The 17,374-nt window shown below is 65.5% G+C and carries 15 protein-coding genes; 6 read left to right on the top strand and 9 right to left on the bottom strand.

Annotation, left to right across the window (positions count from 1 at the left end; genetic code table 11):
- Positions 1–7 precede the first annotated feature (7 nt).
- The 4 genes from AB0L82_RS17620 (at position 8) to AB0L82_RS17605 (ending at position 4,833) form a co-directional block, all read left to right on the top strand.
- Positions 8–1,684, top strand: a complete 1,677-nt coding sequence (locus tag AB0L82_RS17620) for an ABC transporter family substrate-binding protein (protein ID WP_364637010.1) — start codon at positions 8–10, stop codon at positions 1,682–1,684.
- A 31-nt stretch (positions 1,685–1,715) separates the two neighbouring features.
- The gene (locus tag AB0L82_RS17615) at positions 1,716–3,398 is read left to right on the top strand and encodes an ABC transporter family substrate-binding protein (protein ID WP_364637008.1); all 1,683 of its coding nucleotides are present in this window, start codon (positions 1,716–1,718) and stop codon (positions 3,396–3,398) included.
- The gene (locus AB0L82_RS17610) at positions 3,395–4,063 is read left to right on the top strand and encodes a hypothetical protein (RefSeq protein ID WP_364637006.1); all 669 of its coding nucleotides are present in this window, start codon (positions 3,395–3,397) and stop codon (positions 4,061–4,063) included. The genes AB0L82_RS17615 and AB0L82_RS17610 overlap by 4 nt, the downstream gene beginning before the upstream one ends.
- 110 nt (positions 4,064–4,173) lie before the next feature.
- Positions 4,174–4,833, top strand: coding sequence for an XRE family transcriptional regulator (locus AB0L82_RS17605; protein ID WP_364637004.1), 660 nt, complete (start codon positions 4,174–4,176; stop codon positions 4,831–4,833).
- Here AB0L82_RS17605 and AB0L82_RS17600 read toward each other — a convergent pair whose 3' ends face one another.
- From AB0L82_RS17600 to AB0L82_RS17575, 6 genes are read right to left on the bottom strand one after another with little or no spacing between them, the layout of a single operon-like run.
- Positions 4,834–6,090, bottom strand: a complete 1,257-nt coding sequence (locus AB0L82_RS17600) for an allantoate amidohydrolase (protein WP_364637002.1) — start codon at positions 6,088–6,090, stop codon at positions 4,834–4,836. It lies immediately after the preceding gene.
- Complete coding sequence (locus tag AB0L82_RS17595) at positions 6,087–7,406, bottom strand: FMN-binding glutamate synthase family protein (RefSeq protein WP_364637000.1); 1,320 nt, start codon at positions 7,404–7,406, stop codon at positions 6,087–6,089. The genes AB0L82_RS17600 and AB0L82_RS17595 overlap by 4 nt, the downstream gene beginning before the upstream one ends.
- A 19-nt stretch (positions 7,407–7,425) precedes the next feature.
- Positions 7,426–8,121 carry a protein glxC gene (locus AB0L82_RS17590; protein ID WP_364636998.1) on the bottom strand — a complete coding sequence of 232 codons (696 nt, stop codon included), beginning with the start codon at positions 8,119–8,121 and terminating at the stop codon, positions 7,426–7,428.
- Positions 8,106–9,017 carry a glutamine amidotransferase family protein gene (locus AB0L82_RS17585; protein ID WP_364636996.1) on the bottom strand — a complete coding sequence of 304 codons (912 nt, stop codon included), beginning with the start codon at positions 9,015–9,017 and terminating at the stop codon, positions 8,106–8,108. Before AB0L82_RS17585 ends, AB0L82_RS17590 begins: the two co-directional genes overlap by 16 nt.
- A gap of 31 nt (positions 9,018–9,048) precedes the next feature.
- The gene (glnT, locus tag AB0L82_RS17580) at positions 9,049–10,410 is read right to left on the bottom strand and encodes a type III glutamate--ammonia ligase (RefSeq protein ID WP_364636994.1); all 1,362 of its coding nucleotides are present in this window, start codon (positions 10,408–10,410) and stop codon (positions 9,049–9,051) included.
- A 38-nt stretch (positions 10,411–10,448) separates the two neighbouring features.
- The gene (locus AB0L82_RS17575) at positions 10,449–11,636 is read right to left on the bottom strand and encodes an FAD-binding oxidoreductase (protein WP_364636992.1); all 1,188 of its coding nucleotides are present in this window, start codon (positions 11,634–11,636) and stop codon (positions 10,449–10,451) included.
- A gap of 206 nt (positions 11,637–11,842) precedes the next feature.
- Here AB0L82_RS17575 and AB0L82_RS17570 point away from each other — a divergent pair, with 206 nt between their 5' ends.
- Positions 11,843–13,192, top strand: coding sequence for an ammonium transporter (locus AB0L82_RS17570; protein WP_364636990.1), 1,350 nt, complete (start codon positions 11,843–11,845; stop codon positions 13,190–13,192).
- Positions 13,193–13,274: 82 nt separating this feature from the next.
- Here the strand turns inward: AB0L82_RS17570 and AB0L82_RS17565 are convergent, their stop codons facing one another.
- Positions 13,275–14,018 carry a lysophospholipid acyltransferase family protein gene (locus AB0L82_RS17565; protein WP_364636988.1) on the bottom strand — a complete coding sequence of 248 codons (744 nt, stop codon included), beginning with the start codon at positions 14,016–14,018 and terminating at the stop codon, positions 13,275–13,277.
- A gap of 171 nt (positions 14,019–14,189) precedes the next feature.
- Between AB0L82_RS17565 and AB0L82_RS17560 the strand changes: the two genes are divergently transcribed.
- Complete coding sequence (locus tag AB0L82_RS17560) at positions 14,190–15,740, top strand: Rieske 2Fe-2S domain-containing protein (protein ID WP_364636986.1); 1,551 nt, start codon at positions 14,190–14,192, stop codon at positions 15,738–15,740.
- A 72-nt stretch (positions 15,741–15,812) separates the two neighbouring features.
- Here the strand turns inward: AB0L82_RS17560 and AB0L82_RS17555 are convergent, their stop codons facing one another.
- On the bottom strand, positions 15,813–16,166 hold the full coding sequence (locus AB0L82_RS17555; RefSeq protein WP_364636984.1) for a calmodulin: 354 nt from the start codon (positions 16,164–16,166) through the stop codon (positions 15,813–15,815).
- A 155-nt stretch (positions 16,167–16,321) separates the two neighbouring features.
- Positions 16,322–17,353: a MauE/DoxX family redox-associated membrane protein gene (locus AB0L82_RS17550; protein ID WP_364636982.1), complete on the bottom strand. Its 1,032-nt coding sequence runs from the start codon at positions 17,351–17,353 to the stop codon at positions 16,322–16,324.
- Positions 17,354–17,374 lie beyond the last annotated feature (21 nt).

Raw genomic sequence — 17,374 nt, 5'->3', positions numbered from 1 at the left:
GTAGCGCGTGAAGATTCGCATCGGGTCGCTGAGATGGGTGACACCATTCGCCGTCGCAAGCCTATTGCTGGCCGGCTGTTCCGGTGCGGAAGGCGGAGCCCCCCAGGGTGCGAACGCACAACTGGGCACCACCAGCGATATCAATCCGCACGATGTCGCCGAGCTGCGCGACGGCGGGAATCTGCGGCTGGCGCTGACCGCTCTGCCGATGAACTGGAATGCCCTGCATACCGATGCGGACGGCGAAGTCGGCGCGCTGGACCGGCCGATCATGCCGCGAGCGTTCCGCACCGACGCCGCGGGTGACCTCACCGTCAATACCGACTACTTCACGAACGTCGAACTGACCGGCACCAATCCACAACGGGTCACCTACACCATCAACCCTGCGGCCGTCTGGTCGGATGGTAGCCCGATCACGTGGCTGGACATCAGCTCTCAAGCACACGCACTCAGCGGAGCCGACCCCGCATACCTGATCAAGATGAGCTTCGGATTCGACCGGGTAGCGAAGGTCGAACGCGGAGTGGACGACCGGCAAGCCGTCATCACCTTCGACAAGCACTGGGCGGACTGGAAGGGGCAATTCGCCGGGGAGGGTTTTCTCTATCCCGCATCGGTGACCTCGACTCCGGATGCGTTCAACAAGAGTCAACTCAATGAACCGACACTGACCGCCGGACCGTTCCTGGTGAGCTCGATCGACCGGGCTCAGGGTCGAATCGTGCTGGGCCACAACCCGAAATGGTGGGGTGCCAAGCCGAAACTGGACACCATCACGTTCAGCGTTCTCGATAGCAACGCTCTCATTCCGGCGTTGCAGAACAATGAAATCGACGCCGTCGGCATCGGTTCCCGCGATGATATGAAGACCGCGCGCAATACTGCGGGAATCACCATCCGCCGAGCGCCCGGGGCGAGCTGGTCGCATATCAGCTTCAATGGCGCGCCCGGTTCGATTCTCGCCGATCCCGCACTGCGGGTGGCGATTTCGAAGGCCATCGACCGGCAGGGCATCGCGACGGCGATCCAGAACGGCCTGGTGGAGAATCCCAGACCGCTGGGAAATCACGTCTACCTGCAGGGCCAATCCGGCTATCAGGACAACAGTCTGTCCTTCGACCCCGAGACCGCGGCCAAGGAATTGGATGGCCTCGGTTGGAAACTCGACGGTGATGTGCGCGTGAAAGACGGCCGCCGACTGGAGATTCGGGATGTCATGTACAACGACGACACCTGGGTCCAGATCGCGCAGATCATCCAGCAGAACCTCGCCGGGGTGGGCGTAAAGCTCATCATCGACACCAAACCAGGACGCGGCTACTTCACCGACGTCATCAAGCCGGGCAATTTCGATGTAGCGCACTGGGTCTGGTCCAGCGATGTCTTCGCGTTGAAGAATCTCCCGCAGGTCTACCGTTTCGACCCGAACGATCTGCAGGGCAACTACGGGCGTATCGGGACACCGGAGATCAACGACCTCATCAATCAGGCGCTGGGCGAACTCGATCCGCAGAAGGCGATCGAGTTGGCGAACACGATCGACCGCAAGATTTTCGAGATCGGGTTCTCGCTACCGCTGGTGCAGTCGCCCGGGAATGTGGCCGTGCGGGCCGATCTGGCCAACTACGGCGCACCCGGACTGGCCTCCTACGACTACACCAAGATCGGCTTCTTGAAGTGACCCAGCAATATTCGGATGGAAGGAGCAACCGGTGAGGATTCGTTCGATCGGCATACGGCTCGCGGTCCCACTGGTCGCGGTCGCCCTGGTGGCGACCGGCTGCGGCGGAGACGACGGCAGTACCGGAACGGGCACGGCCGCACTCGGCACGACCAGTGACATCAACCCACACGATATCGCTGATCTGCGGGACGGCGGCAATCTGCGGCTGGCCATCTCCGCCTTCCCCGCCAACTGGAACACCATGTCCATCGACGGCAACGACGCCGAGATCACGGGCTTGGAGAAGCCGATGATGCCGCGTGCGTTCGCTACCGACGCGGCCGGGACACTGACGGTCAACAGCGACTACTTCACGAGTGTCGAACTGACTAATACGAATCCGCAGCAGGTCACCTACACGATCAACCCGAAGGCCGTGTGGTCCGATGGCTCACCGATCACCTGGGAGGACATCAGCTCTCAGGCCAACGCGCTGAGCGGACGCGACAAGGCTTATCTGATCGCCAACAACAATGGATTCGACCGGGTCGAGAAGGTTGAGAAGGGCGTAGACGACCGGCAGGCCGTTATCACCTTCAGCAAGCATTTCGCGGATTGGCGCGGCCAGTTCGCGGGCAACTCCTTCCTGTACCCGAAGTCGGTATCGGCGACGCCGGAAGCTTTCAACAAGGGACTGGTCGATGCCATCGCCCTCACCTCGGGCCCGTTCGCCGTACAGTCGACCGACCGGGCCCAGGGACGAATCGTGCTGGGCCACAACCCGAAATGGTGGGGCGCGACTCCGAAGCTCGACACCATCACCTTCAGCGTTCTGAACAGCGCGGCGCTGATTCCGGCGTTGCAGAACAATGAGATCGACGCGGTCGGCATCGGCACCCGCGATGATCTCAAGACAGCACAGGGCACCGCGGGCGTCACCGTGCGGCGTGCGCCCGGTAACCAGTGGTCGCACTTCACCTTCAACGGTGCGCCCGGTTCTATCCTGGCCGACCCCAAGCTGCGGGTGGCCATCGGCAAGGCCATCGATCGGCAGGGCATCGCGACGGCTATTCAGAACGGCCTCGTCGCGGACCCCAAACCACTGAACAACCATGTCTATCTGCAGGGGCAGAAGGGCTATCAGGACAATGCCCCGGCCTTCGACACCGCGGCCGCGGCCAAGGAATTGGACGATCTCGGCTGGAAGGTTCCGGCAGGCGGCGGCACCCGGGAGAAGGACGGGCGCAAACTCGAGATCCGGGATGTGATGTACAACGACGACACCTGGGTGCAGATCGCGCAGATCATCCAGCAGAACCTCAGCGCCGTCAATGTCAAGCTGAACATCGACACCAAACCCGGCCAGGGCTACTTCACGACCGTGATTCAACCCGGTGATTTCGATGTGGCGCAGTTCAGTTGGGTCGGCGATCCGTTCCCGCTCGGCAGCATCAACCAGATCTGGGGCTACAACCCGGAGGATCTGCAGGGCAACTACGGCCGCATCGGTTCTCCGCAGCTGAACGCACTTATCGAACAGACCGTCTCCGAACTCGATCCGGACAAGGCGATCGAACTCGCCAACCAGGTCGACAAACAGGTCTTCGAGGAGGGTCATTCGCTGCCGCTCATGCAGTCACCCGGAAACGTCGCCGTTCGCGCCGATCTGGCGAACTACGGAGCACCCGGACTGGCCTCCTACGACTACACGAAAATCGGCTTCCTCAAGTGACCTTCCGGACGGGTCATCCGTTGACCTATCCGGCCGTTGTGACGATCGGCGCCCTCGCGATTTGCCTCGCGTGGGCGCCGTTCGGCGGTTCGGAGCAGGTCGCCGTGCTTGCGGCGGTCGCGGTGATCATCTTGGGGTACAGCGCTTTTCAGTTCGCCGGGGCGCTGGGTGTGCTGCCGGTCGGGTTGCCGCGCGGGGGCGGGTGCCGGGATGTGGGGGTGCGGCGGGTGCGGCAGCAGCATCGGCTGGTGAGCCGGTCGTGGCTGGAGTTCACCACCGGGGGGCGGACCCGCTGGCTGCCGGTGTATTTCGATCCGACCCTGGTGACGCTGACGCAGGGGAACGCGGCGATGGCCGGGCGCGCTATCACCGTGGACGGGGTGCGGGTGTATCCGTCGGGGCGGATGCGCAGTAGCGAACCGGTGGGGCGGTTGATCGACAATCCGGCGCGGGCGGATGACAATGCGGCGGTGCTGGCAGCGACGGTCGCGCGGTACGGGCGGCGGTTGCTGCTCGATGCGCAGGCCGCTATCGCGGGGCCGTTCATCGGGCTGCTGTGGGTGTATGTGGCGGGTGGCGGACCGATGGCTTTCGCGGCGGGGACCACGGTGGGGGCGGCGGCCGCCGTCTGGCTGGCGGCGGTGCGCGGGTCCGATCCCAGCTGAGGGGGCGCGAGCCGACCCGGCTGATCAGGATGGGATCCGGTGCTTGGTCCAGGACTCCGGCCGCGTAGCCGTTGTCAACTGGGAGGAAACGGCCAGGCTAGGATCGGGTTATGACAGGGCGCACCGAAATTCGCGATACCGGCGATCCGGCTCCGGTGCAGCGGGAGATCGCGGCGGATACGCCTACCGGGGTTGATCTGGAACGGATCATCGGTAAGCAGGTGCGGTCGTTGCGGCTGGCCAGCGGGCTGTCGGTCGGGGATATGGCGGCCAGGGTGGGGATCTCCAAGGCCATGTTGTCCAAGATCGAGAATGCGCAGACCTCGTGCAGCCTTTCGACTTTGGCGCGTTTGGCGGCCGGGTTGGATGTGCCGGTGACCTCGCTGTTCCGGGGAGCGGACGCCGCGCGCGAGGCGGTGTTCACCCCGGCGGGACATGGCGCGCGGATCGTGGGGCGCGGCACTCGGGTGGGGCACCACTACGAATTGCTCGGGGCATTGCGCGGACAGCACAAGCGGCTGGAGCCGGTGCTCGTCACGCTCACCGAGGCCAGCGAGACCTTTCCGCTGTTCCAGCACGCGGGGACCGAGCTGCTGTACATGCTCGAAGGTGTGATGGTCTACGGGCACGGGGATTCCGAGTACACGCTGCGGCCCGGCGATGCGCTACTGCTCGATGGCGAGGGACCGCACGGGCCGAATGAGCTGGTGCGGTTGCCGATTCGCTTCCTAGCCATCACCGCGTATCCGGATAACCACGTCGAGGAATAGTCAGGCGACCCAGGCCGCCATCACCTCCGCCAGCGCCGTCGCGCCCGCGTGGCAGTCGACCGGGTCCGCGTGCTCGGCCGGGGAATGCGAGACGCCGGTGGGGTTGCGGACGAAAAGCATTGCGGTCGGGACACTATCGGAGAGAATGCCCGCATCGTGGCCCGCCGCCGTGGGGATGACCGGGATCTCACCGAGATGGGAGAGCGCGGCCGCCAGGCGATTACGCGGCTCGGCGGGGAAATCGACGATGGGCGTGATGGATTCAGCCACCACGTTCAGGTCGATGCCGTCCACCGCGGCGTGCCCGCGCGCGGCCGCCGAAATGTGCGCGACCAGCACCTCGAGGGTCGGCTGATCGGCGGCCCGGGCATCGAGCCACGCTCGAACGCGGGATGGAATCGCATTGGTGCCGTTCGGCGATACCAGCACCTTGCCGAAGGTCGCCACGGCCGACAGTGCGGCGGCTTCCGTGCGCGCGGTGTGCACGGTGGAGGCGAAGGCCAGCATGGGGTCGTGGCGGTCGACCAGCCTGGTCGCGCCCGCGTGATTGGCCTCGCCGGTGAAATCGAACTCCCAGCGGCCGTGCGGCCAGATCGAAGAGGCCAGGGCCAGTGGGGAATCCACCAGGTCCAGGGCGCGACCCTGTTCGATATGCAGTTCGACGAAGACGCCGACGCGCTCGGTGAGGGTGGTGTCGGCGCCGAGGTCCTCGGGGCGGCGGCCCGCGCGAATCAGCGCCTCCGCCAAGGTGATTCCGTCGATATCGCGCAGGCCCAAAGCGCGTTCCGGAGCCAGGACGCCGGTCGAGAGCTGGGAACCTATGCAGGCGACGCCGAAGCGTGCGCCCTCCTCGTCCGAGAACGCCACCACCGCAATGGGAATCGTGGGCTCGACACCGCGAGCCCGGAGCAGGTCCACCGCCGCGAAGGCCGAGACTATGCCGAGCGGGCCGTCGAACGCGCCGCCATCGGGTACCGAATCCAAGTGTGAGCCGGTGACGAACGCGCCCTTGGGATCGCCGAGCCAATCGCGAGGAAACCACCAGGCCCAGAGATTGCCGTTGCGATCCTGTTCCAGCTCCATCGAACGCGCGGCGGCACAGCCCCGAAACCATTCGCGCAGTGTGAGATCCGCATCCGACCAGGCATAGCGGCGGTAACCGCCGGAACCGCCGTCCCGGCCGACTTCGAGAATCTCCGCCCAGAGGGGATCGAAAACCGCTCCTGCCTTAGCCGATTCACTGTCCGGCAGAGTCATAGCGGGGCTCCCGGCACCCAGCTGGTGCCCGCCAGGGGCACGCGGGCCATGGCGGCGGCTTCGATGGTCAGGGCGACCAGGTCTTCCGGTTCGAGGTTGCGCAGGTGGGATTTACCGCAGGCGCGGGCCAGGGTTTGCGCCTCCATGGTGAGGACGCGCAGGTAGTTGGCGAGGCGGCGACCGCCCTCGACGGGGTCGAAGCGGGCGGCGAGTTCGGGGTCCTGGGTGGTGATGCCCGCCGGATCGCGGCCGTCCTGGAAATCGTCGTAGAAGCCGGGGGCGGAACCGAGTTCCTCGTAATCGGCGGCGTAGCGGGGGCTGTTGTCGCCCAGTGCGATCAGGGCCGCGGTGCCGATGGCCACCGCATCGGCGCCGAGGGCCATCGCCTTGGCCACATCCGCGCCCGTGCGGATACCGCCGGAGATGATGAGCTGCACCTTGCGATGCACCCCGAGCTCCTGGAGCGCCTGTACGGCCTGCGGAATGGCGGCCAGGGTGGGGATGCCGACATGTTCGATGAAGACGTCCTGGGTGGCGGCGGTGCCGCCCTGCATACCGTCGACCACCACCACGTCCGCGCCCGCTTTCACGGCCAGTTTCACGTCGTAGTAGGTGCGGGTCGCGCCGACCTTGATGTAGATCGGCTTCTCCCAGCGCGTGATCTCGCGCAGTTCCAGGATCTTGATGGCGAGATCGTCCGGACCGGTCCAGTCCGGATGGCGGCAGGCGCTGCGCTGATCGATACCCTGTGGGAGGGTGCGCATTCCGGCGACGCGTTCGCTGATCTTTTGACCGAGCAGCATGCCGCCGCCGCCCGGCTTCGCACCCTGACCGAGCACGATTTCAATGGCGTCGGCCTTGCGCAGGTCGTCCGGATTCATTCCGTATCGTGACGGAAGGTATTGGTACACCAGGTATTTGGACTGACCGCGCTCCTCGGGCGTCATACCGCCGTCACCGGTCGTGGTCGACGTGCCGACCGCGCTCGCACCGCGGCCCAGTGCCTCCTTGGCCTGACCCGACAGCGCGCCGAAGCTCATGCCCGCGATGGTGACCGGGATATCCAGGTGCAGTGGATGTTTCGCGTGCCGATCGCCGAGCACCACATCGGTGTCACAGCGTTCGCGATATCCCTCCAGCGGATACCGGGACATGGACGCGCCGAGGAACAGCAGGTCATCGAAGTGCGGCAGTGGGCGTTTGGCGCCCCAGCCGCGAATATCGTAGATACCGGTGTCGGCGGCGCGCTGGATTTCCGCGATGGCCCGGCGATCGAAGGTCGCCGATTCGCGCAGCACGGGATTCGGGGAAGTCATGGTGTGGCCTCCTGGCTGATCAGTACGCGGCGGCGTTGTCGACATGGAAGTGATAGAGCTCGCGGGCCGAGCCGTAGCGGGTGAAATCCGCGGGATCGGCGTCGAATCCGGCGGCGTCGAGGAGTTCGCACAGTTCGGCGAGATGTTCGGGGCGCATCGGTTTGCGAATGCAGTCCGCGCCCAGCGACGCCACCGTGCCGCGCACGTAGATGCGCGCCTCGTACAGCGAATCCCCCAGTGCCTCACCGGCATCGCCGAGCACCACCAGGCGACCGGCCTGACCCATGAAGGCGCTCATATGGCCGATGCTGCCGCCCACCACGATATCGACGCCCTTCATCGAAATACCGCAGCGCGCACCGGCATTGCCCTCGATCACCAGCAGTCCGCCGTGCGCGGTCGCGCCCGCCGACTGTGAGGCGTCACCGCGCACCCGGACGGTGCCGGACATCATGTTCTCCGCGACGCCGACCCCCGCGCTGCCCTTGATCGTCACCGCCGCGCGCTGATTCATGCCCGCGCAGTAGTAGCCGACATGGCCGTCGATGCCGACTTCGATCTCACGGTCCAGACCGCAGGCCAGCGCGTGCGCGCCACGCGGATTGGCGAGGCCGAACACGGCCGGGGGCTCCGCCGCCATGAGGACGGAATTCACCGCGCGCGTGCCGGATTCGGCCACATCGAGCACGGTGCGCTCGCTCACGATCGCCGCCATACATACACCTCTTCCGGTTCCGGTTCGAAGATTCGGGCCTGTGCCACACCCGGCAGATCCGCCAGTGCGCGATACTCCGATGCCATCGCCACCCAGCGATCGGTCTCGGCGATGATCGCGGGCTTGCAGGCGATGGCATCGCGTACGACGGCGAACGAATCGCTCGTCGACACCAGCAGCGTGTAGAAACCGTCGAAAGCGTCATTGAGCAGCAGCAATGACTTTTCGAGGTCCGCGCCCTGCGCCAGCTGCCGCGCGACGAAACGCGCGCCCACCTCGGTATCGTTCTCGCTGTCGAATTCGACTCCCGCGCGCTGCAATTCGTGCTTGATACTCATGTGATTGCTGAACGAGCCGTTGTGCACCAGGCATTGGCCCGGGCCGACGGAGAAGGGGTGCGAACCCTCCGCTGTCACAGCGGATTCGGTGGCCATCCGGGTGTGCGCGACGCCCTGCCAGCCCTGCGCCCGCGGCAGGCCGAATCGATGCGCCAGCTCGGTGGGGTTGCCGATCCCCTTGAGCACGGCCAGATCCGAGCCGAAGCCGATGACCCGCGCATCCGGCGCGATCTCCCGGACCGCGCGCACCAGCACATCCGATCCGTCCTCAGCGGGAAGAGCGGCATGCAGCACGATGGTCGGGTCCAGCGCTATCGCGGTGACCGCCGTACCCACTGCGGCGGTGAGCCTTTCGGCGAGGTCGGCCGCCGATAGCGGGCTGTCCAGCAGTGACACGGTGACCGTGCCCGGTGGCGACCACACCGGATCGCCGTAGACCGCCATACCCGCCGAATCCGGGCCGCGGTCGCACATTTGATCCAGCATGCCGGTCAGCAGGGCGCCCAGGCGTGGATACAGCGCCGGGTCTCGAAGGTGCAAGCCCACGATTCCACACATCGAAATCACCCTCCTTTCGAAGTCAGGGACGTCAGAACGCCGTCAGATAGTTGTCGATCTCCCAGCTGGAAACCGTGTTGTGCCAGGTGAAGAACTCCTCGCGCTTGCGTTCGGCGAAGTAGGCCGCGACGCCCGGACCGGCGATATCGAGCGCGGCCGTCACCACCGGATCCGATTCCAGCGCGTCCATGGCGTGCACCAGGGTCATGGGGAGCATGTCGCCGCGCTGCTCACCGGGCACGCCGGGATCGAGAGCGCGATCGATGCCGTCGAGTCCGGCGGCGATGGCGGCGGCCGTGGCGAGATAGGGGTTCGCGGAACCGTCCGCACCGCGCAATTCCACCCGATGCTGATCGGGCACCCGCAGATAGTGCGTGCGGTCGTTACCGCCGTAGGTGGCATAGCGCGGTGACCAGGTCGCACCGCTCGCGGTGCTGGTGGCCCCGGTTCGCTTGTAGGAGTTCACCGTTGGCGCGATCACGCCTTGCAGGGCACAGGCATGGTCGAGCATTCCGGCGAGAAACCCGTAGGCGGTCGCGGACAGGCCCAGGCCGCGCGGGTCATCGGCATCGGGGAAGAGCGGTTGATCGCCGTTCCACACCGACAGGTGCATATGCATACCGGTGCCGGTGCGGTCGGTGAACGGCTTGGGCATGAAAGTGGCCTTCATACCGCGCTTTTCGGCGATCACCGAGAGCAGGTAGCGGGCGGTGATCACGCGGTCGGCGGTGGTGAGCGCGTCCGCGTAATCGAAGTTCTGCTCGAACTGGCCGTTGCCGTCCTCGTGATCACTGGCGTAGTTGCCCCAGCCGAGTGAATTCATGGCCTGCGAGACCTCGGCCAGATGGTCGTACATGCGGGTCACATCGCGGGCGTCATAACAGGGTTGCAGGCTGAGATCGGCGGTATCGGCGGGTGCGAGACCGTTCGGCCCCTTGTCCACCAGGAAGTATTCGATCTCCGTGCCGACATTCACCGTGTACCCGCGCTCGGCGGCGCGAGCCAGCGTGCGCTGCAGGATGACTCGCGGCGCGAACGGCCACGGCTTGCCCTCCACGTGCGGGGTGCAGTGCACCAGCGCCAGACCGGGGCGCACGAACGGAATCGGCGTGAACGTCTCCGGGTCCGGAATCGCGACCAGATCCGGATCGCGGGGCTGCTGCCCCATCATTCCGGCGGCGTATCCGGCGAACCCGACGCCGTCCTGTTCGAGCTGACCGACCGCCTGTACCGGAACGAGTTTCGCGCACGGCTTGCCGGACAGCGTGGTGAACAACGCCAGGATGAAGGTGGTGTCGGTGGCCCGCGCCAGCTCGGTGAGCGTGCGGTGACCGGTCGACGGCATGGCCGGGGAGATCGGCGTGACCGTCGCGGTGGTGGTGTCTATCGCCATATCGGCTCCTGGAACAGAGGTACGGATGTGGTGGTGCTTCAGCGCATTTCGCCGGCACCGAGATACGGGTGCGGGCTGATCAGGGGCTGGCCCTCGGCGAACCGGGCGTAGCGGAAGTCGGCGGCCTCGACATTCGGCAGGTCGGTGCGGCCGTCCAGCAGCAGATCCGCCACGAGGCGGCCGACGGCCGGGGAGATCTTGAAACCGTGACCGGAGAAACCGGTGGCCAGGAACAGTCCGGGCGCCGGCGCGGGACCGATGATCGGGTTGTAGTCGGGGGTGACGTCGTACGCACCGACATAGCTGCCGGTGATCCGGGGGTCCGGCATATCCGGCAGGCGATGTTCCAGCCGCCCGACCACCTTCTCGACGGTCGAATCGTCGGCGCGATTCACGAAATCGTCCGGATCGATGTATTCGGGAACGGCGTGATCGCTATTGCCCGCGAGCAGTTCGCCATTGGGTTCGCGGCACAGGTATTGCAGGCTGACCAGATCCGAGAGCACCGGGACCGGCGGCAGCGGTTCACCCTGATCGATCAGGAGTAGCTGGGCGCGTTGGGCTTTCACGTCCACCTCGACCCCGGCGGTGGCGGCGAGATCCGGCGTCCACGGTCCGGCGGCCAGCACCACATTCGCGGCATGCACTTCCGTGCCGTCAGCCAGGCGTGCGCCGATGACGTTGTCGCCCTTGACGATCAGCTCCAGCACAGGTGACTGCTGGCGGATCCGGACGCCGCGCCCGCGCGCCGCCGCACCGAAAGCCATACCCGTCAGATACGCCTCACCGCGTCCACCGCGCGGTTCATAGGCGAACCCCGCGAAATCGTCGACGCGCAAACCCGGCCACAGCGTTGCCATCTCATCGTGGCCGAGCAGTTCCACCTCGATGCCGAGCGCCTGCTGCATGGCCACATTGGCGAGCAGCGGATCCAGATTGTCCGCGCCGACGCCGACCGCGTACCCGCACTGCCGGAAGCCCAGGTCATCGCCGAGGATCTCGGACGCGTTCTCGAAGAACGGCACCGACCACCAGGACATGGCGGCCAATGACGATGCACCGTAATGGCATCGGACCACCCCGCTGGATTTGCCGGTCATACCGGAGCAGAGGGTGGCGCGCTCGAGCACCAGGACGTCGGCGGCACCGCGGTCGGCCAGGGACCAGGCGATGGCGAGCCCCTCCAGGCCACCGCCGATGATCAGGAATTCCGCGGTGTCGGTCATATCCATCCTTCGGCTTCATATGTCTTCTACAGTGAATCACTGTTGATTGATATGAAACCATAGCGGTAAGCGGGCGGCCCAGCGGTTTACGCATCTTTCACAGTGGCGTACCACGACGCAACATCGGCGATGGTCCACTATCACGCAACGGCGATTCCTATCAAGGGACACCGTTGGTATGGATTCGCTTCTAAGTCAGGTGATACATGGAACAAGCAGTAGCCGCGGCCGATACCGCGTGGATGCTCGCCGCCTTCGCCGCCGTGTCGCTCATGGTGGCGGGACTGGCGCTGTTCTACGGCGGCATGGTCAGCGTCAAGAACACCCTGAACATGGCCATGATGGTCTTCGGCGCGCTCGCGGTGGTGGGCGTGCTCTGGATCATCGTCGGCTACTCGGCGTCCTTCGGCGATTCGCTGGGCGGCGCGGGCATCCTCGGTGATCCGCTCGAATACTTCGGATCGTCCAAACTGCTGGACGCGCCGAGCACGCCGGGACTGCCACCGGCCATCTTCTCGGCCTTCCAATTGCTTTTCGCCGCACTGACGGTCGCGCTCATCGCGGGCGCGGTCGCCGACCGGATGAAGTTCGGCTCCTGGATGACCTTCGCTGGCATCTGGGCGCTGCTGGTGTACTTCCCCGTCGCGCACTGGGTCTTCGCCTTCGACAGCAAGGACGGTTCGGTGCACGGCGGCTGGATCGCCAACAAGCTCAAGGCCATCGACTTCGCGGGCGGCACCGCGGTGCACATCAACGCCGGCATCGCCGGGCTGGCGCTGGCGCTCATCCTCGGCAAGCGCAAGGTGTTCCCGAACGCCCCACGGCCGCACAGCCTTCCGCTGACGATGCTGGGCGCGGGCATCCTGTTCTTCGGCTGGTTCGGGTTCAACGGCGGTTCGGCGCTGGCCGCCGGGAACGCCGCGTCGGTGGTGGTGCTCAACACCATCGCCGCGTCCTGCGCGGGCATGATCGGCTGGATCGTGGTGGAGAAGTTCAAGGAGGGACACGCCACCTCGCTGGGCGCGGCCTCCGGACTCATCGCCGCCCTGGTCGGCATCACCCCCGCCTGCGGTGCGGTGTCACCGATGGGCGCGCTCATCGTCGGCGCGGCCTGCGGTGTGGTGTGCTGCCTCGCGGTCTCACTGAAATACCGCTTCGGACTGGATGATTCGCTCGACGTGGTGGGCATCCACCTGGCGGGCGGCATTCTCGGCACGCTACTGATCGGCTTCCTCGCCGACGGCTCCGCGCCCAATGGCGTGGCCGGACTGTTCTACGGCGGCGGACTGGATCAGCTGTGGCGGCAGACCGTCGCGGTGCTGGCGGTGCTGACCTACACCTTCGTGGTCACCTTCGCCATCGCCAAGGTCATGCAGCTGTTCGGCGGCATTCGCGCCGACGACGAGGCCGAGGACGCCGGACTGGATCTGGCCGTGCACGGTGAAACCGCCTATGTGCTGGACCATCTCACCGTTCCGGTCGCCAAGCACGAACCGGCGGACGCGGTGACGGCCGCCGAGGCCATCACCACCAAGGCAGCCGCGGCGGTCGAATAACCGCGGCACGCAGCCCCTTCCGGACTCTCACCCTCCTCATCGAGGCCGGAAGGGGCATGTGCGCGTTACCGCGACCTATGCACTATTGCTCGGCGCGGCGGGCGGCCTTCTCCGCCGCCTCGGCGCGATCGAGCTCGTTCGCCTCGTCCAAAGTCGGTGCGCCGCCGCCCAATCGAGCGGGCACCCAGTACGCGCCCGGCTCGTGCACATAATCCTTCTGCACGTTGAGCAGCATGGCTTCCATGGTCTTGTGCAGCTGATCGGTCAGCTCCGAAGCCGGTTCGAACGGCTGAATCGGTGCGCCCACTTCGATGGAGATGGGGGTGTTGGTGCGGCCCAGGCGCTTCGGATGCCCCTTGGTCCAGACGCGCTGCGCGCCCCAGATCACCATCGGGATGATCGGCACATTCGCCTCGATCGCCATACGCGCCGCGCCCGATTTGAATTCCTTCAACTCGAAACTGCGGCTGATGGTGGCCTCCGGGTACACGCCCACCAATTCGCCGGAGCGCAGCCGATTCACGGCCTCGTGGTACGAGTCCGCGCCCGCGGCGCGATCCACCGGAATATGTTTGAGCGCCCGCATGATCGGCCCGGTGATCGAGTTGTCGAATACCTCCTTCTTCGCCATAAAACGCACATAGCGCTTCGTCGTACGCGCAGGCAGGCCCGCATACGTGAAGTCCATGTACCCGGTGTGATTGATGGCGACGACAGCGCCACCGCTCGCCGGGATGTTTTCGTCGCCGGTGACAGTGAACTTCAGGCCCTGAGCCGCGAAGACGGTACGGGCCAGCCCGATGATCGGGAAGTAGACGGGTTCCACAGTTGCGTCAGCGTAGTCGCTGCTCGCGCGGCTACCAGTGATCCAGGTAACAGCCATTCGCTGAAAACAGACATTCACCCTGAACTCCGGCGGGAGGGGTTCCTGCATAGGCGACGTTTCGGGGTAGCAAGTACCCTGGGTGGCTGGTAACGGTCGAGGAGGAAGAAGCTCGTGCAGATCACCAGCGTCGGACACGCCGGGTTCCACATCTCCACCGCAGCGGGGACGATCCTGTGCGATCCGTGGGTCAACCCGGCATATTTCGCTTCATGGGTTCCCTTCCCCGATAACACCCAGCTGGATTGGGACGCGCTCGGCAATTGCGATTTCCTCTACGTCTCGCATCTGCACCGCGACCACTTCGACGCGAAGCACCTCGCCGACAAGATCAATAAGGACGCCACTGTCCTGCTGCCGGACTATCCCGTGCCGGACCTGCGCCGCGAACTGGAGCAGCTCGGCTTCACCAAATTCTTCGAAACCGAGGATTCGGTCAAGCACACCGTCACCGGACCGGGCGGCGACCTCGAGATCATGATCATCGCGCTGCGCGCGCCCGCCGACGGGCCCATCGGCGACTCCGGCATCGTCGTCTCCGACGGTGAGACCGTGTGCTTCAACATGAACGACGCGCGGCCGGTCGATATGGATGTGCTGCACGATGCGTTCGGGCACATCGACATTCACCTGCTGCAGTACTCCGGGGCCATCTGGTACCCGATGGTGTACGACATCCCCACCAAGACCAAGGCCAACTTCGGCAAACAGAAGCGCCAGCGCGGTATGGACCGGGCGCGCTCCTATATCGAACAGGTCGGCGCGACCTGGGTGGTGCCGTCCGCCGGGCCACCGGTCTTCCTCGACGACGAACTGCGCTACCTCAACGACGATCGCGGGGACGAAGGCAATATCTTCCCCGACCAGGTCGTCTTCCTGGAGCAGATGCGCATCCACGGCAACGAGGGCGGGATCCTGATGATCCCGGGCTCGGTCGCCGATGTGCGCGGTAAGGAACTCCAGCTCGAGCATCCGGTCGACCCGGACACCGTATACGGGGACAAGGCCGCCTACATCGAGGCCATGGCACAGCGCTTCGCGCCCGTCATCGCGGCCGAAAAGGCCACCTGGGCAAGCGAATCCGACGGACCGCTGCTGCCGCGCCTGAAGGATCTCTTCGAACCGATCATGGCGCAGAGCGATCTCATCTGCGACGGCATCGGCTATTCGGTCGCGCTGGTCATGGGCGATGAGACCGTCGTACTCGATTTCCCCAAGCGGATCGTGCGCGCGCCCATCGACGGAGAAGGCAAGCAGCGCTACGGCTTCCGCATCGACCCCACCCTGGTGCGCACCGTCCTGCGGGATAACGAACCCGACTGGGTGAACACCATCTTCCTGTCCACGCGCTTCACCACCTGGCGCATCGGCGGATACAACGAATTCCTCTACACCTTCTTCAAATGCCTCACCGACGAGCGCATCGCCTACGCCGACGGCTGGTTCTCCGAGGCGCACGACGATTCCGCCTCCACCGAACTCGACGGCTGGGAAATTCAGCGCCGCTGCCCGCATTTGAAGGCGGACCTGTCGAAATTCGGTGTGGTCGAGGGCAATACCCTCACCTGCAATCTGCACGGCTGGCAGTGGGATCTGGAATCCGGGCGCTGCAAGACCTCCAAGGGACATGAGCTGCGCTCGCGGAAGCTGGACGCACCCGCCTGACCCGTGGAGACCGGCCGGAGCCGCTGGGACTCCGGCCGGACCATGAATTCGGATTCGGCTGGTTCGGCTATATCAGCCCTGGACCTCGGAATCCTTCAATTCGCGGGTGAGCCGGGAGGACCAGGGACACCAGAAGCAGCCCGGCAGGAATGCGCCGCACGCCTCGTCGAGATAGTCCTCGGTGTATTGAATGCTGGAGTCGCAGACCTCGATGGCCATCGTGAAGAACGTGATGGTGTCCGGGTCGAAGGCGAAGGACCAGCCCGGATTGTACGGTTCCGGCCGCTTGCGAATCTTGCCCATCACATGGGTGGACATCGTTTCCTCACCGGACAGGATGCGGCGCGCCTCCGCTATGCGCTGATCGTTGGTGAGTTTGAAGACGAATTCCTTGCCGGAGTAATCGGTGAATGCGAAGTAGGCCATGGCATTCCCTCTCGACGATGCGATCGGATGAGAACAAACCTGCCTCTCGATGGTATGTTCACCCGAGCTCCGAGATCTCTCGAATTCAATTGTGCGGCAATGGAATTGCAATACCGGACCGTATGTAGCCGGTGAAACGGCAGCGCGAAGATCGACTAGCCGGTGTTCGAGACCGATTGACCGTTTCTTCCGGAAACATACTGTGGTGCAACCTGTTTCGCCTGAACGATCAAGTCACGAATGGCCATGGCCCCGCGTGCCACCGCGGCCAGCATCCGGCCGTCGGGGCCGATCAGGACACCCGACGGGGTGCCGCGCACCCGATAGCGCAGCGCCGCCTCATTACCCCGCTGCACCAGCATCGGAATCTCCCCCAGGCCCTGCTCGCGCGCCCACGCGGTATGCGGTTCCAGCTCACCGTTACCCACCACCGCGATGGTGAGCGTGGCGGCCGCACGCGCTTGCCAGCGCGGCAGCTCCCGCGCCAGCGCCGCACACATCTCACAGCCCGGATGCACGAAGACCAGCAGCAATGACCGGCCGGGCGCGAGCAGAGCCGCCAAATCGGTACGGCCGCCTGCGGTATTCAACAGCTCGAACTCCGGGGCCACCGCACCCACCGGGAGACCCTCCGCGCCGAGCGTGGACAGGGCCTGTTCGTCCAGTCGCCGCCGTACCGCGCGCAGCTCGCCCGCCAGCCGGGTGAACAGCGCGGCGAAGACCGCGGTCACCACCATTCCGATGGCGTGATCCACCGGAAGCGAGCCCGGCACACCGGGTTCGGCGAGTACGCCCACGGCGGTGACCAGTGCCAGTGCGATCAACGCCGCATTGCGCAGCAGCGTGGCCCGGCCGATCGGCGCGGTGCTCGCCGCGCCGAAACACGCGCAGGACGGATGCTTTCCCTGCCGCAGCAGCCGGGTCACCGCGACGGTGAACGCCAGCAGCAACGCCAGGCCGAACAGGGCGCCCGCGAACCCGGTCCACGGCGACACCAGCAGCACGACGACCAGCGTTTCCGCAATGGGCAAGCTCCGGCTCACCAGCGGAGTCCAACGGATCGGAACCCCGAACTCCCCCACCGCCTTCCGCGTCCCGGCCGGATCGGCGAACTTTCCCACCGCCGCCAGCCCGAACACCACACCGAGCGCCAGCCGCAGCCCCCACACCCCGTATTCGATGGTCATCGATCAACCATCACACAGCGC

It is taken from the genome of Nocardia sp. NPDC052001 (genome assembly GCF_040680615.1).
Lineage (GTDB): Bacteria > Actinomycetota > Actinomycetes > Mycobacteriales > Mycobacteriaceae > Nocardia.
The sequence above is the reverse complement of the archived record's forward strand: the minus strand, read 5'-3'. Positions and strand labels throughout refer to the sequence as shown.